Below are 13929 nucleotides of genomic sequence, written 5' to 3'. Positions count from 1 at the left end.
CTTGAAAATCGCCCTCTTCACCGAGACCTTCCTGCCGAAGGTTGATGGGATCGTCACCCGACTCACCAAAACGGTGCAGCACCTGGTGGCGGCCGGTGATGAGGTGATGATTTTCTGCCCCGAGGGGGCACCCGAGAGCTACATGGGCGCACAGGTGGTGGGCGTTCCGGCCATGCCCCTGCCCCTCTATCCGGAACTCAAGCTGGCGCTCCCGCGCCCGTCGGTCTCCGACGCACTCGAGGTCTTTGGCCCTGACTTGGTGCACGTGGTCAACCCCGCCGTCCTGGGCTTGGGGGGGATCTGGTTGGCGAAGACCAAGGGCTATCCCCTGGTAGCCAGCTATCACACCCACCTGCCCAAGTACTTGGAGCACTACGGCCTCGGGATGCTTGAGCCGGTGCTGTGGGAACTGCTGAAGATGGCCCACAACCAGGCGCAGCTGAACCTCTGCACCTCCACGGCGATGGTGGCCGAGCTGAGCGAGAAGGGAATCCAACACACCGATCTTTGGCAGCGGGGCGTCGACACGGACCTGTTCCGCCCGGAGCTCCGCAGCCAGGCCATGCGCGAGCGGCTGTTGGCGGGTCAGAGCGACACCGGCAAGCTGCTGCTCTACATCGGTCGCCTCTCCGCCGAAAAACAGATCGAGCGCATCCGCCCGGTGCTGGACGCCATGCCCGATGCCCGCTTGGCGCTGGTGGGCGATGGCCCCTACCGCCAACAGCTCGAGACCCTGTTCGCCGGCAGTGCGACGAATTTCGTGGGGTACCTGGCCGGCGAGGAGCTCGCCAGTGCCTATGCCAGCGCCGATGCCTTCCTCTTCCCCAGCAGCACCGAGACCCTGGGCTTGGTCCTGCTCGAGGCCATGGCGGCGGGCTGCCCGGTGGTGGGCGCCAACCGGGGCGGCATCCCCGACATCGTCAGCGATGGGGTCAACGGCTGTCTCTATGAACCCGATGGAGCCGATGGCGGTGCCGGAAGCCTGACCGCGGCTACCCAACGGCTACTCGGCGATCCCGGAGAGCGCGAGCAACTGCGCCGGAATGCCCGAGAGGAAGCCGAGCGTTGGGGCTGGGCAGGAGCGACCGAGCAACTGCGCGGCTTCTACCGGCAAGTGCTGCAAGCCCCAGCCCAGAGCCTGGTCTAGCGGCTGCGTTGTTGAGCCCAAACCTGCAGCACCTGACGGGCCATCGGCAGCGCGTGCACTGAACCACCCCCCGGGGTGTTCTGGGCGAAGGCAACCACGACGATCTCCCCATTCGGATAGGGGGCAAAGCAGGCAAACCAGGCGTGGTCCGGTCCTCCCGTGCTGTCCTCGGCCGTGCCCGTTTTGCCCGCGACGGGAGGCAACTCCGCCGCTTGGTTCATGGCATAGCCGGTGCCCTCTTGGACCACCTTGCGCAAACCAAGGTTGATTGTGGCCAGCGTGGAAGGCTTGATGTCCACCTTGGTGCGCCGCGGAGGCGCCGTCCAGTCCAGACCGCGATCAACAAGATGCGGGGTGATCAGATAGCCGCCATTGGCAAAGACGGCATAGGCCCGAGCCAGCTGCAGGGGGGTGACCTGAACCACGGACTGACCGATGGACATGCTCGCCATGTCCTCGGGGATCCAGGGGGTGGTGCCGGGCTTTCCCCAGGTCCGCCCCTTCGCGGCCCACTGTTCGTTGCCCACCAGACCGGTGCTTTCCTCGTAGCCGATCTCGATACCGGTGGGCTTCGTGAAGCCCAACTTCACGGCGGCGTCATAGAGCGGCATCGAGCCCACCCCAACGCCAATTTGGTAATAGAAGGTGTTGCTCGAAAAGCGAAGGGCGTCCTCGTAGCCGATCAAGCCAAACCCGGCGCCGTTGTGGTCCGGGAAGCAATGCCCGCCATAGGTGATGCAAGCGCGGGTCATCAACTTGGTGCTGGGCGGGAACTTGCCGGAGGCCATCCCAGCGAAGGCGGTCACCGGCTTCCAGGTGCTGCCGGGGTCGTAGGCATTCATGGCCCGGCTGAAGAGCGGTTTCGAGGGCGACGCAAATAGGGCGTCGTACTCCCGCTGGGTGGTGACGGTCTTCGAGAAGAAGTTGGGATCGAACGTGGGGCGACTGGCGAGCGCCAGGATCGCCCCCGTTCTGGGATTGAGGGCGACGATGGCGCCCCCCGGCTTGCCCTTGAGGGCGGCCTCAGCTGCCCGCTGCAGCGGCAGGTCCAAGGTGACCACCAGATCTTTGCCGGCCTTGGACGGTCGATCGCCGAGGACGCGCTGAATCTCACCCATGGCGTTGACCTCGACCATCTGGCCGCCCCAGGTGCCGCGCAGGTGTTTCTCGTAGGCGGCCTCCACTCCGATGCGGCCGATGCGGTCGCGAATCTTGTAGCCCCGCTTCGCCAGAACCTTGTATTCCTGCTCGGTGATCGGCTGGGTGTAGCCCAAGGTGTGGGCCCCAAGCGAGCCATGGGGATAGCTGCGCACCACGTCCAGATCAACCTGTGCCCCCCTGAGGTCGCCGGCCTGCTCGCGGAAGCGCAGCACCTGCTCTGGCGTCAGTTCACTGGCCAGCTCAATCCGGTATTCCTGCTTGCCGGGCCCCCGACGCTTGCGCTGCTCCAGTTGTTTCTGGGGGATGTTCAACAGGCCGCTGAGCCGATCCCGCAAGGCGGGCCAGGTCCCCTGCGGAAGATCCTTGGGTTGCAGATAGAGGCTGTAGATCAGACGACTGGAGACCAGGACCTGGCCATGGCGATCCAGGATCCGCCCGCGCACGGGATTCCGGGCCAGCAAACGGATGCGGTTCTCGTCGGCCCGCTCACGGTTCTCACTGCCGTGCAGAAGCTGCAACCAACCGAGGCGCAGCACCATCGCCGACGCGAAGAGGAGCACCAACCCCAAGAGGATCGCCGGCTGCCGCTGGAGACCGGCACTGCGATGGGGATTGGAGGCGATGGCCAAGGGTTCAGCTCCCTTCTGTGAGCCGTTGCTCGAGCAACATCAACCGCTCAGAGATCCGGGCTAAGGCCAGCTGCAACTCCTCTTCCCCGGCATCCAGGGCCGGTTCAACCGGCACATCGCTCACCTGCACCTTCATCACCGGGTTGCCCAGGCCAGGCTGAATCTGATCGAGCCGCTCACGGACCTGACGGGCGGCGTCCTCCCCTTCCTCCCGAAGCGCGCTCAGGCCATCGGGACCTTTCGAGAAGGCGTCCGCCACATCGCGGGCCCCGCCGCGTTTTGCCCGCTCCACGACCGCCATCCCCACGGGAAGGACGTCCTGCATCAGGGTCAAGCGCAGGCTGTCGAGGGGGTCGGAGCCCATGAAGCGAGGCAATGAGTGCGCTCAGTCTGGCGCCTGATCAGCGATCTGGCTGACCTAGAGCGCGCTGCGCGAAATGGCGGGCTGGACGATCTGCTGACGGCAGAACTGCTGGGACCCCAGCCACCAACCCGTGCCCACCGCGATCACCATCAGGGCGGAGAGGGGCAGTAGGGCCTGGCGGGTGACCGGCAGCACCATCCACTCGCTCCAATCACGGACCAAGCGTTCCCGATCGAAGCGGCGACGCTCGCTGGCCTGCTGCTGAAAGCGACGCTTCAGGGACTTGGAGACCCAGCGCTCAAAGGCTTTTTTCTTGGTGACGGCCATCTTCCGCTCGACCTCCAGCAGCTGGCCGGGGGTGAGCTCAGGGTTAAAGGTGCTGATCAGCTCGAGGCTCTTCAGGAACATCTCAACGGCACCGTCCTTGACGGCTCGGTCGTTCTCGCTGAGGAGCTCCCAATCCAACTCGGGATAGAAGCGCACCCGGTTGGTCGTGATCTGATCTTCCGCCAGTTGGCCAGGCTCCCTCAACCAACGGTCGGTATTGGCGTCAAAACGACGCCAATAGAGGAAGGGATTGAGGTACACCACCTTCCCTGCCAGCTGAATGCTGTCCTGCTGAAGGCGGCGCTGCAGCTGGATGTCCTGCTGAGGGGCGGCGGTCAAGGCTCCTGGGCCGGGGGTCCCGAGGGTAACGGAGTCACCCGGCCAAGGCCATGGTTCAGAGCGCGGGAATTATTCCCACTCGATCGTGCCGGGGGGCTTGCTGGTGATGTCGAGCACGACCCGGTTAACGCCTTTGACCTCATTGACGATCCGGTTGGAGATCTTCTCCAGCAGGTCGTAGGGGAGACGGGACCAATCGGCCGTCATGCCGTCTTCCGAGGAGACACAGCGCAGAACAATGGGGAAGGCATAGGTGCGGTTATCACCCATCACGCCAACACTGCGGACCGGTAGCAGCACCGCGAAAGCCTGCCAGATGTCGTGATACAGACCCGCGGCCTTGATTTCCTCGCGCACCACCAGATCGGCATCCCTAAGAATGTCGAGCCTGTCGTCGGTCACCTCACCCAGGATGCGAATCGCCAGGCCAGGACCGGGGAAGGGATGGCGGCCGACGATCTCCTCGGGAAGTCCCAGGGTGCGGCCCACCTTGCGGACCTCGTCCTTAAACAGACGCCGCAGGGGCTCCACCAACTTGAACTGGAGGTCCTTGGGCAAGCCGCCCACGTTGTGGTGGCTCTTGATCTTCACGGCCACCCGTTCACCCGTCTTGGGATCGACGTTGGTGCCAGCGCTCTCGATCACATCCGGATAGAGCGTGCCCTGGGCCAGGTAATCGAAGGGGCCAAGGCGCTTGCTCTCTTCTTCGAAGACCCGAATGAATTCGGTGCCAATCAGTTTGCGCTTTTCCTCGGGGTCGGTGACGCCCGCGAGTTTGTTGATGAAGCGCTCCCGGGCATTGATGTATTCGACCCGGATGTGGAACTTCTTGTCGAAGAAGTCCATCAGGAACTCGGGCTCACCCTTCCGCATGAAGCCCTGGTCGATGAACATGCAGGTCAACTGATCACCGATCGCCTTGTGCAACAGGAAGGCGAGGGTGGAGGAGTCGACACCACCGGAGAGGGCGAGCAGGACGCGCTTATCCCCGACCTGACGGCGTACATCGGCAACCGCCTCATCGATAAAGGCCGCCGTGGTCCAATCCGGAAGACAACCGGAGACGTGATAGACGAAGTTGCGGATCAGGGCCATTCCGCACTCGGAATGCACCACCTCCGGGTGGAACTGAACGCCATACAGACGGCGCTGGTGGTCGGCAACCGCCGCCTCAGGCGTGTTGTCGGTGTGGGCCAAGCGGACAAAACCCTCGGGCAGTCGCTCGACTGAGTCGCCATGGCTCATCCACATCGTCGAGCCCTCGTCGACGTTCGTGAGCAGGTCGGTGGGGTCGTCGACAAAGAGGGGCGCCTTGCCGTACTCAGCGCGGCCCGCGGCCACCACAGAGCCACCCAGCTGTTGAACCATCAGCTGCATGCCGTAGCAGACACCCAGCACCGGAATCCCCAGATCCCAAATCTCGGGATCGCACTTCGGGGCATGGTCCGCATAGACCGAACTGGGCCCCCCACTGAGGATGATTCCCTTGGGATTCAGCGCCTTTAATTCAGCCGCGCTGGTGGAGTACCCCATCACCAGGGAATACACCTCGGTTTCCCTCACCCGACGGGCGATCAGCTCGGAATATTGAGAACCAAAATCAAGAATCACAATCGCCGGATGGCGATTGGTTTCACCGATCGAGGTTGGAGTCACGTCTGACATGGAGCGACCAGCAGCTGTGGCCCAGGCATTCAGATCACCCTAGATCTCAGGCCCGAAAGCCCTCCAAAAGCTCGGCCCCGACAGGGCCACTGGCGCAGATGCTCCGGCTGCGGTCAAACAGCACCGCACCCAGCTGCAGCGCAGGGTTGTGGTGATGCTTCGCCAGGTAATCGCGGGCGCGCTGCTCAATTACGGCAGCCAAGCGCTGCTGCAGGCCCGTCGCCAGGCCGGCGTCGTCCGCCGCCAGGGCCGACAAGGCCTGGTCCACGCTGGCGGCTTCTAGCAACAATCGGATCTGCTCCAGCGAACATCCGTGGTGAACGGCCTGGGCCGCAAGGATCTCCAGGCGGCCATCCGCCAGATGGTGGTGGGTGTGAAAGATGCCTCCAGCCAGCTTGATCAACTTGCCCTGGTAGCCGAACAAGAGCAGACGCTTCACCCCCAGCTCAGCCGCGGCCACCAGCAACGGTCCAATCCAGTTGCCCGCCTTCAACAACAGCGCCGGCGGGAGCCCCTGCTGCGGAGCGAGATCCAGACCGTTTTCCCCCAAGACCAACACCAGATCGCCGCGCCAACGCGGCTCCTGGCTGCGGCGCTCCAACTCCTCACGGGCCTGGGCCAGTTGATCGGGGGCGGCACTGCGCTGCACCAAGGCCTGCGTGCCAATGAGGGCCAAGCCATCCACCACGCCAAAGGCGGCGTTGCTGGTGCGCTCTGCCCGTTGGCGCCCCTCCGGCAGGGTGATCGTCAGCCGCAGACCCCGCCCGCCCAGCAGCAATGGCAGCAGGTTGGTCTCCAGCAGCTGCCGGGCATAGGCCGAGAGGCACGCCTCCCCGGAAGCCGCATGGACCCCCACACCAGCCCCGGGCAGCACCTGCAACCAATCCCCCTGGGGGTCCGGCTTAGTCCAGCTGGCTTCCACCCAAACCTGCAGACCTCGGGTGAGATCCAACACCTCCCCAGGGTCACAGCAACTGGTGGCCAAGGCCCGCTCTGGGCTCAAGCGCGCAGCCGCCTGGACCGGAATCGCCGTCGCTGAACGGCCCGCAGCGGGCTCGAGGAGCAGTTGAACCTGGTCTTCGAACGGCAGCCCCCGCAGCTCCCGAACGGCCGCCACGGCTGCGGCCGCCACCCACACCGGCAGGGTGTAGCCGCACTCAGCCATGGAGCAAGGAAGGGTGAGGTCCGTTTTTTATGTTGGTCGATTGCGCTGTCGATCCAACGGGCAGCGATCGCCTTCCGCCCACGCCTCGGCAACCACCATGCAGGACAAGCTGACTCTGATGATCCCCGGCCCCACACCGGTGCCGGAAAGCGTCCTGCAGTCGATGGGGCGTCACCCCATTGGCCACCGCAGCGCGGACTTCCAAAAGATCGTCGAGCGCACCACCGCCCAACTGAAGTGGCTGCATCAGACCACCAATGACGTGCTGGTGATCACCGGCAGCGGCACCGCCGCCATGGAAGCCGGAATCATCAACGTGCTGAGCAAAGGGGACAAGGTCCTCTGCGGCGATAACGGCAAGTTTGGCGAGCGCTGGGTGAAGGTGGCCCAGGCCTATGGCCTGGAGGTGGAGGTGATTAAGGCCGAGTGGGGCTCCCCCCTGGATCCAGAAGCGTTCCGCACCGCCCTGGAGGCGGACTCCAGCAAGGCCATCAAGGCCGTGATCTTGACCCACTCGGAAACCTCCACCGGGGTCATCAACGACCTGGAGACCATCGCCAAGCACGTGAAGGCCCACGGCACGGCCCTGACCATCGCCGACTGCGTCACCAGCCTCGGGGCCTGCAATGTACCGATGGATGCCTGGGGAATCGACATCATCGGATCCGGCTCCCAGAAGGGCTACATGATGCCCCCGGGCCTGGCCTTCGTGGCCATGAGCGACAAGGCCTGGGAGGCCTACGGCCGCTCGGATCTGCCGAAGTTTTACCTGGATCTCGGCAAGTACCGGAAATCGGCCCAGGCCAACAGCAACCCCTTCACCCCCGCCATCAATCTCTACTTCGCACTCGAATCAGCGCTGGAGATGATGCAGGCCGAGGGCCTCGAGGGGATCTTTTCCCGCCACGCCCGCCATCGGGCCGCCGCCCAAGCGGGCATGAAGGCCATTGGCCTGCCCCTCTATGCGGCCGAAGGCTGCGGCAGCCCGGCCATCACCGCCGTGGCTCCCGACGGGATCGATGCTGAGAGCCTGCGCAAGAAGGTCAAGGATCGCTTTGACATCCTCCTGGCCGGCGGCCAAGACCACCTCAAGGGCAAGGTCTTCCGCATCGGCCACCTGGGCTTCGTCTGTGATCGCGACGTGCTGACCGCCGTCGCCGCCATCGAAGCCACCCTCCAGGAGCTTGGCCTGCACAAAGGCACCCCAGGTGCCGGTGTCGCCGCTTGCGCCGCCGCCCTGGCCAGCTGAAGCAGCCGACCACAAGGGATCTCCGTGAACGGGGCTCCCTTGCTACGCTTCTTTCAGATAGAAAACCGCCCTGATTTGGGACGCTATCTATCAACTTGCGGATGTAATTCAGTGGTAGAATGTCAGCTTCCCAAGCTGAACGTCGCCGGTTCGAGCCCGGTCATCCGCTTCTTTTCTGATCGCTACGCCAGCCGAGGCTTCAGCTTCGAGGCTTGATCAACTGCATCACTTGGGGGCCAACACTTCCGGCCCGACGCTCACAATCCAGGGAGCGCAGAATCTCACGGGCCGACTGTTCAATCTCGCCGCTCGAAGCGGCCTGCTCAGCCGCAGCAGAAAACGCCGCAGCCTCACGCATCAAATCGTCTCGTCGCTCAGCTACGGGCGCCTGCTGGCTCGCTTGCATTTATTTGCTCTTACTTGGATAAATATTAGTCGCCACGTTGAGCAAGCCCCAAAGAATGGGGCAGCTCTGACACAACGAACGCTCGAGAGCGAGCGTCGACTAGGTACCGGGCTCCTCGCGATTGCCCCCCAGGGCTGCGATTTGATCACGCAGTTGCATCACCCTTGAGGCATCCCCGCGGGTAATGGCCACGGCGAGGGCAAACTCGAGTTTCTCAAGTTGGTGGCCGCCCTCGGCGAACGACCGGCTGCTGCAGGCAGGCGTACCCGAAGCGGCAGGGGCAACGGGAACAGAGCGATGGCTATTGGAGAAGGCCATGGTTCGCTTTCTTTCCATTGTGGCCCCAGCGCAAGGGGTCATGCAGCCATGAGGTCATCCTCGTGAGGATTCAGCGACGCGGGGACCTCCTCCTCGGTTGCACCGTCCTCCAGCAGGCTGCGGCAGTCCGCCAACAGCGTCTCCACATGGTCGAGACGGCTCAGCTCCTCGGGATCGGGCGTCTCACCAACGGAGACCTGATCGAGCTGTAGCTCCATCGCATTGAGGCGCTGTTCGAGCTTCACCAATCGCTGCGAGAGGGCGGCAACGGTTTGAGCCAGGTCCTCGGTGGTGCGAGTGATGCGAAACGAGACCGATTCGCCAGCCATGCCCACGGTTCAACTGGCCCGATGACACCACAGCTGTGGGCAGTTCTCAAGCCCAAGCCGGCAAGCAGACTGAGGTCACCCCCTGGCAGCCCAGCCATGCCGTCCAGCCTCCACCTGCTGGCCTACCTCCTCGCGGGCATCGGTGGCGGCTTGCTCGCCCTGCGCACGGGGATCCCTGCGGCACCCCTCGCTGGCGCGCTCCTTGGAGCGGGGCTCGTCAGCATGAGCGGCAAGCTCGAAGCCGCCGATTGGCCCCTGGGGACGCGAACAGCCCTCGAAATCGGCATCGGCACGGTGATCGGCACCAGCTTGACCGCGACGGCCTTCAGCGAGTTGAGACAGCTCTGGCGGCCCGCCCTCTTGATCACCCTCACCCTGGTCATGACGGGCCTGGTGGTGGGGCTCTGGTGCAGCCGGCTGCTGGGGATGGACCCCTTGATCGCCCTCCTCGGGGCAGCACCAGGGGGCATCAGTGGGATGAGCCTGGTGGGTGCGGAATTTGGCGTTGGCGCCGCCGTCGCCGCCCTCCACGCCGTCCGTCTGATCACCGTGCTGTTGGTGCTTCCTCTAGCGGTGCGGCTGCTGCTGGGCCACGGGGACATTCCACCCCCTGCCAGCTGATTGATCGACCCCTGGATCCTGAGGGCAACGATCGATACGGTGGGACACCCAATGCCTTTCTCCTGCTTCGGCATGCGCTTCCCCCTGTCCCGCAACGGCCGGCTGCTTCGGCTGGCTGCAGCCCTTCCGCTTGCTGCCCTGGGCTGGTCCGCACTGCCGAGCGCTGCCCTGGCTGGCAACGAAACCGGCGCTAAGGGCGCCCAGATTTATTGCTTCATGCGCAGCAGCGGCAACAACCATGAGGTGAGCTGGAAAGCTGCCTACGCCGTGATCAAGCGGCAGAGCGCGTCCGTGTTCAAGACCTCCCCTGAGCACGCGGCCGTGATGATCACGGAAGCCGTCGTGGCCGATCCTGGCAAGTACAACGACTGCGGCCGCTACCTCGGCGACCTCTACGTGAAAGCTGTCGATACGACTGAGGAGAAGAGCCAGTCCACCCATCCCGACAGCACCAACCGCACCGGCACCAGCACGGGGATCACCAGTGGCACCAGCAACACCGGTGGCGGCAACGTGAACCGCTACGCCTACTGAGGCCGATGGCAACCCGCACCCGCCCTTGGCTACCGCCATCCCTTGGGGCGGGTTTGCTTTGGATCGCCCTTAGCAGCTGCAGTGCTCCACCGGAACCTGGCGAAAGCCAGACCCGGGTCGACGACTGCCTGCGCGGCGTCAATCTCGATCGTCTGCCCGCCCTGCTGAAGCACTGCGACGCCGTGGTCGAGGCTTTTCCCGAGCATCCGCAACCGCGCAACGAACGGGCCCTGCTGCTTAAGTTGGCCGGAAAGCCTCTGGAGGCCTGCCGGGACAGCCTGAAGGCCGCCGCCCTGGTCAAGCAAGGTAGGCACCCGGTCGACGCGCTGATGCGCGATGAAATCGACCTGCGCAGACGCAACTGCCTCCGCCTCACCACTGATCGAGCAGCTGCTGCACCATCCGCGGCAACGGCTGGCGATCCAACTGGGCCTGACCGCGACTAAGCAACAGGGCAATCCGCTCCTCCTTGTCGGCGATCAGGCAGTCCACCAACTGATCAGCCACCCCGAGTTGCAGCCAATGGCACTCAAGGGTGCCCTGCATGCCGATGCGGTGACAGCGGTCCTCCGCCTGCTCGGCATCCCCGGGGGTCCATGGCCGCTCCAGAAGGACCACATGCCTGGCGCGATGCAAGGTGAAACCGAGGCCCCCCACGCCGTAGGTGCTGATCAAGAGCTGCTCCTCCCCCGCCTGAAACCGATCCACCACGCTTTGCCGCTCGGCCGCCGCCAGACGTCCGGTCAGCAGGGCACCGCCTAGGCGCTGCTGCAGCAATTGGGCCGCCGCCACAAAGGCGGTGAAGACCACAACTGCTTGCCCCTCGGCCTGCAACTGCGCCACAAGGTCTGCAGCAGCAGGGAGCTTGTATTCCGCGCCGATCTGCCGCAGGGCGGTCAGCACGGCCAAGGCCTCCGCATCACGGCGCACCAGACCCGCCGCCGCACGACGGCGATAGTCCTCGACCTTGAGCTGCAGGCGGTGCTGGAAGCCTTGTCCCTCCGCTTCGCTCAGGGTGACGGGCAGCATCTGCCGCCGTTTGGGGGGGAGATCGAGGCAATCCTGCTTGCGCCGATGCAACAGCAGGGGCCGCACCAAGCGCTGCAGCTCGGGCAGATGGGTCGCCCCGGTGGCACTCCACTGCCGTGTCCCTGAGCGTTCATGCCAATGGCCGAGGCAGTAGCGCTCCTCAAAGGCCCGTTGATCCTTCGCCAGCGGATGCCCAATGGCGGCCAGCAGAGGAAACAACTGGGCCGGTCGGCCGTTCTTCATCGGCGTCCCACTCAAGAGCCAGGCGACCCGTAGCCGCGGATGGCGTGCCAAGCGCAGAAAGGCCTGGGTTCGCGCAGCGTTCAGGTTCTGGGCGTAGTGGGCCTCATCAGCAATCAAGACCGTGCCCGCCTCAGGCAAATCGTCTGGCAACGCCGCCCAACTGAGCAAGGTGATCTGCAGCTGCAAGGCCGCCGCCTCCTGCCGCCAATGGCGATGCAGGCCCGTTGGGGCAATGACCACGACATGGCAATCCGCCGCCCGAACCATCGCGCGTGCGGCAACCAAGGCGGTCAAGGTTTTCCCGAGCCCCATGGCATCCGCCAGCACGGCTCCGCGCCGGGCCAACAGCCAACGCACCGCGGCGCGCTGATGCGCGAAGAGCGCGCGTCCATCCGGCAGGGGATCCCCCAGTCCAGCGATCGCAATCAGCTCACGGTGGGGGGGCAACGGGGGCAGCGGCTGCTCCAGCCAGCGGCACCACTGGGGCAGCGGCTCCTCCATCGCAAACCGCTGGCCGAAGTGCTGACGCAACACCAGAGCCGCTTCCAGGGGAAATTCCCAACAGCCTTGTCTTGAGCGCCAGTACCCGCGCGGACGAACCGCCCGCAGCTGGGCCTGGGTCACCGCATCAAACGGCAGCATCAACTCAATGGAGCCCGATGCTCCTAGCCTCATCAGACAGCGCGCGGTGCGTTGCTGGGCCGTCGCAGCTGGGGCAGCAACTCATAATTTAGCGAAGCGCAGAGCCGGCGCAACACTTGCAATAAGCCTTGCAAAATGCATCGTTCGACACATTGACATCCAAGCCACTCAGGCCAGACTCGCAGCAACCGAATTATTCGGATGCACAGTAGGGATGCCGTTTTCCTTGAAGACTTGTGCCCCAAACTTCGCGTTCGTCGATGGAGACAATCCCTCCACACTTACACGGGGAAAACATGCATTTACTGCGGCAAACCTTCTGAATCCATAGATCACGTCTTTCCGCAAAGTCGCGGCGGACTGAGCGTGACCGAGAACTGCGTCCCCGCCTGCCTGGCCTGCAATGGGCGCAAGAGTGACGCCGATGCCTTCGAGTGGTACCGGCAGCAGCGGTTTTATGACCCTCGCCGAGCCATGGCCATTCGCGCCTGGACCGATGGCGATCTGCGCCTGGCCTTGCGCCTGCTGCAGTGGGCGAGCCCCGGAGCCATTCCCAAGCCAGCCGCGACGGACTCCGGCTTCAACCCCATGCAGCCGTACCTGCAGGCGGCCTAGGTCACCAAATCCGACAAGCCGCCGCGCCGTTGTGGCGCTGACAGATCTCCGCCTGGGCCTCGGGCTGATCCGGAGCGAGCAACAGCGCCGAAACCAGCATCAGCGCCAAAGCCGAAAAGCCGACCAGACGGCGCTCCACGCCCACCCGCGGACGTCGCTTGGGGCGCACGCGCACGGGAGCCTGAGCGACGAAGGAAGACGCGAGGGGGGCGGGGAAGCAGGATGCGGTCACCGATCAGCCAGCGAGTAATACAGGTGTACTCATGACGAGTCGTGGTGTCAACCCCTCCTCCCGCGTGCTGGTCATCGGCGGGGGATACACCGGTCAGCGCTTTGCTGCCGCGGCAAGGGCACGGGGAGCCCAGGTCTGGCTGACCTCACGGTCGGCCCAGGAGGAGCCGCACTGGCTCCGGTTCAATGCGGGCGAGGCGGCCATCCCCGAACTGCCTGAGGCCTTGAGCCATGTCCTGATCACGCTGCCTCCGAATGGGGACGGTGAGGACGACGCCTACAGCCTGCTCCTGGCATCCCTTGAGCAACAACCGCTCGATTGGGTGGGCTACCTCTCGACCACCGGGGTCTACGGCGACACCCAAGGCCAATGGGCCGATGAAGGGAGCCCCACCCAACCCGGGCTACGCCGCAGCCAATCCCGGCTCTCTTGCGAGCAACGCTGGCTAGACAGCGCTCTGCCGCTCCAAAGCTTTCGGCTCCCCGCGATCTACGGCCCGGGCCGTTGCCCTTTCCAGCAACTGGAACAGGGCACGGCACGGCTGATCCACAAACCCAAGCAGGTCTTCTGCCGGATCCATGTCGATGACATCGTTGGCGCCTTGCTGCACTGCTGTGACTTGCCCGCTGAGGCCAGGCCAACGGTGCTGAACGTCAGCGACGATCTGCCCTGCCCCTCCAGCGAAACCCTGGGCTATGCCGCCCACCTCTTGGGTTGCAAATTGCCCGCCGTCCGGACCTTCCAGGAGGCCCAGCCTGCGATGAGTCCAATGGCCCTCAGTTTCTGGGCGGACAACCGACGGGTCAGCAATGCATTGCTCTGCCAGAAGCTGGGCTATCGCCTGCGCTACCCGACCTACCGCGAGGGGTTTGCCGCCAGCTGGGATGAGGAGCGGATCCGTCCCAAGTGATGGA

Annotated in this window: 16 protein-coding genes and 1 tRNA gene; 8 read left to right on the top strand and 9 right to left on the bottom strand. The window is 64.6% G+C overall.

The window, feature by feature from the left end:
• Position 1: 1 nt before the first annotated feature.
• On the top strand, positions 2-1147 hold the full coding sequence (locus H0O22_RS10520) for a glycosyltransferase family 1 protein (RefSeq protein WP_185186605.1): 1146 nt from the start codon (positions 2-4) through the stop codon (positions 1145-1147).
• On the opposite strand, the gene mrdA is transcribed toward H0O22_RS10520, so the two are convergent.
• From mrdA to cbiD, 5 genes are all read right to left on the bottom strand, one after another.
• Positions 1144-2937, bottom strand: a complete 1794-nt coding sequence (gene mrdA / locus H0O22_RS10515) for a penicillin-binding protein 2 (RefSeq protein ID WP_185186604.1) — start codon at positions 2935-2937, stop codon at positions 1144-1146. The two genes, H0O22_RS10520 and mrdA, sit on opposite strands and share 4 nt — an antisense overlap.
• A 4-nt stretch (positions 2938-2941) precedes the next feature.
• Positions 2942-3301 carry a hypothetical protein gene (locus H0O22_RS10510; protein ID WP_185186603.1) on the bottom strand — a complete coding sequence of 120 codons (360 nt, stop codon included), beginning with the start codon at positions 3299-3301 and terminating at the stop codon, positions 2942-2944.
• 54 nt (positions 3302-3355) lie between these two features.
• Complete coding sequence (locus H0O22_RS10505) at positions 3356-3967, bottom strand: hypothetical protein (RefSeq protein ID WP_185186602.1); 612 nt, start codon at positions 3965-3967, stop codon at positions 3356-3358.
• A gap of 69 nt (positions 3968-4036) precedes the next feature.
• A complete protein-coding gene (guaA, locus tag H0O22_RS10500; protein WP_185186601.1) occupies positions 4037-5632 on the bottom strand; it encodes a glutamine-hydrolyzing GMP synthase in 1596 nt (531 codons plus the stop codon).
• 46 nt (positions 5633-5678) lie between these two features.
• On the bottom strand, positions 5679-6797 hold the full coding sequence (cbiD, locus tag H0O22_RS10495) for a cobalt-precorrin-5B (C(1))-methyltransferase CbiD (RefSeq protein WP_185186600.1): 1119 nt from the start codon (positions 6795-6797) through the stop codon (positions 5679-5681).
• A gap of 97 nt (positions 6798-6894) precedes the next feature.
• Here cbiD and H0O22_RS10490 point away from each other — a divergent pair, with 97 nt between their 5' ends.
• Together H0O22_RS10490 and H0O22_RS10485 are read left to right on the top strand one after the other, a co-directional pair.
• Positions 6895-8046 carry an alanine--glyoxylate aminotransferase family protein gene (locus tag H0O22_RS10490; RefSeq protein ID WP_185186599.1) on the top strand — a complete coding sequence of 384 codons (1152 nt, stop codon included), beginning with the start codon at positions 6895-6897 and terminating at the stop codon, positions 8044-8046.
• A gap of 97 nt (positions 8047-8143) precedes the next feature.
• A tRNA-Gly gene (locus H0O22_RS10485) sits at positions 8144-8215 on the top strand.
• A 336-nt stretch (positions 8216-8551) separates the two neighbouring features.
• Here H0O22_RS10485 and H0O22_RS10480 read toward each other — a convergent pair.
• Positions 8552-8770, bottom strand: coding sequence for a hypothetical protein (locus tag H0O22_RS10480; protein WP_185186598.1), 219 nt, complete (start codon positions 8768-8770; stop codon positions 8552-8554).
• A gap of 38 nt (positions 8771-8808) precedes the next feature.
• The gene (locus tag H0O22_RS10475) at positions 8809-9099 is read right to left on the bottom strand and encodes a hypothetical protein (protein ID WP_185186597.1); all 291 of its coding nucleotides are present in this window, start codon (positions 9097-9099) and stop codon (positions 8809-8811) included.
• Positions 9100-9195: 96 nt separating this feature from the next.
• Between H0O22_RS10475 and H0O22_RS10470 the strand changes: the two genes are divergently transcribed.
• From H0O22_RS10470 to H0O22_RS10460, 3 genes are all read left to right on the top strand, one after another.
• Entirely contained in the window at positions 9196-9720 is a 525-nt protein-coding gene (locus H0O22_RS10470; protein ID WP_185186596.1) for an AbrB family transcriptional regulator, read from the top strand.
• Positions 9721-9792: 72 nt separating this feature from the next.
• Complete coding sequence (locus tag H0O22_RS10465; protein ID WP_185186595.1) at positions 9793-10254, top strand: DUF6554 family protein; 462 nt, start codon at positions 9793-9795, stop codon at positions 10252-10254.
• A 5-nt stretch (positions 10255-10259) separates the two neighbouring features.
• A complete protein-coding gene (locus tag H0O22_RS10460; RefSeq protein WP_185186594.1) occupies positions 10260-10700 on the top strand; it encodes a hypothetical protein in 441 nt (146 codons plus the stop codon).
• Here H0O22_RS10460 and H0O22_RS10455 read toward each other — a convergent pair.
• A complete protein-coding gene (locus H0O22_RS10455; protein WP_185186593.1) occupies positions 10627-12201 on the bottom strand; it encodes a DEAD/DEAH box helicase in 1575 nt (524 codons plus the stop codon). The two genes, H0O22_RS10460 and H0O22_RS10455, sit on opposite strands and share 74 nt — an antisense overlap.
• 168 nt (positions 12202-12369) lie before the next feature.
• Between H0O22_RS10455 and H0O22_RS10450 the strand changes: the two genes are divergently transcribed.
• Complete coding sequence (locus tag H0O22_RS10450; RefSeq protein WP_185186592.1) at positions 12370-12783, top strand: HNH endonuclease; 414 nt, start codon at positions 12370-12372, stop codon at positions 12781-12783.
• A gap of 1 nt (position 12784) precedes the next feature.
• Here the strand turns inward: H0O22_RS10450 and H0O22_RS10445 are convergent, their stop codons facing one another.
• Positions 12785-13015: a hypothetical protein gene (locus tag H0O22_RS10445; RefSeq protein ID WP_185188459.1), complete on the bottom strand. Its 231-nt coding sequence runs from the start codon at positions 13013-13015 to the stop codon at positions 12785-12787.
• Between the two features lie 31 nt (positions 13016-13046).
• On the opposite strand from H0O22_RS10445, the gene H0O22_RS10440 reads away from it, so the two are divergent.
• The gene (locus H0O22_RS10440) at positions 13047-13925 is read left to right on the top strand and encodes an SDR family NAD(P)-dependent oxidoreductase (RefSeq protein WP_185186591.1); all 879 of its coding nucleotides are present in this window, start codon (positions 13047-13049) and stop codon (positions 13923-13925) included.
• Positions 13926-13929: the final 4 nt, after the last annotated feature.

Source organism: Synechococcus sp. LTW-R (genome assembly GCF_014217875.1).
GTDB lineage: Bacteria > Cyanobacteriota > Cyanobacteriia > PCC-6307 > Cyanobiaceae > Vulcanococcus.
The sequence above is the reverse complement of the archived record's forward strand: the minus strand, read 5'-3'. Positions and strand labels throughout refer to the sequence as shown.

What these genes read in the sequence shown, in the direction of transcription:
- H0O22_RS10440 (WP_185186591.1), top strand. Translation starts at nt 13,047, where the DNA reads ATGACGAGTCGTGGTGTCAACCCCTCCTCCCGCGTGCTGGTCATCGGC.
- H0O22_RS10490 (WP_185186599.1), top strand. Translation starts at nt 6,895, where the DNA reads ATGCAGGACAAGCTGACTCTGATGATCCCCGGCCCCACACCGGTGCCG.
- H0O22_RS10470 (WP_185186596.1), top strand. Translation starts at nt 9,196, where the DNA reads ATGCCGTCCAGCCTCCACCTGCTGGCCTACCTCCTCGCGGGCATCGGT.
- H0O22_RS10455 (WP_185186593.1), bottom strand. Translation starts at nt 12,201, where the DNA reads ATGAGGCTAGGAGCATCGGGCTCCATTGAGTTGATGCTGCCGTTTGAT.
- guaA (WP_185186601.1), bottom strand. Translation starts at nt 5,632, where the DNA reads ATGTCAGACGTGACTCCAACCTCGATCGGTGAAACCAATCGCCATCCG.
- H0O22_RS10465 (WP_185186595.1), top strand. Translation starts at nt 9,793, where the DNA reads ATGCGCTTCCCCCTGTCCCGCAACGGCCGGCTGCTTCGGCTGGCTGCA.
- H0O22_RS10510 (WP_185186603.1), bottom strand. Translation starts at nt 3,301, where the DNA reads ATGGGCTCCGACCCCCTCGACAGCCTGCGCTTGACCCTGATGCAGGAC.
- H0O22_RS10460 (WP_185186594.1), top strand. Translation starts at nt 10,260, where the DNA reads ATGGCAACCCGCACCCGCCCTTGGCTACCGCCATCCCTTGGGGCGGGT.
- H0O22_RS10475 (WP_185186597.1), bottom strand. Translation starts at nt 9,099, where the DNA reads ATGGCTGGCGAATCGGTCTCGTTTCGCATCACTCGCACCACCGAGGAC.
- H0O22_RS10450 (WP_185186592.1), top strand. Translation starts at nt 12,370, where the DNA reads ATGCACAGTAGGGATGCCGTTTTCCTTGAAGACTTGTGCCCCAAACTT.
- H0O22_RS10480 (WP_185186598.1), bottom strand. Translation starts at nt 8,770, where the DNA reads ATGGCCTTCTCCAATAGCCATCGCTCTGTTCCCGTTGCCCCTGCCGCT.
- cbiD (WP_185186600.1), bottom strand. Translation starts at nt 6,797, where the DNA reads ATGGCTGAGTGCGGCTACACCCTGCCGGTGTGGGTGGCGGCCGCAGCC.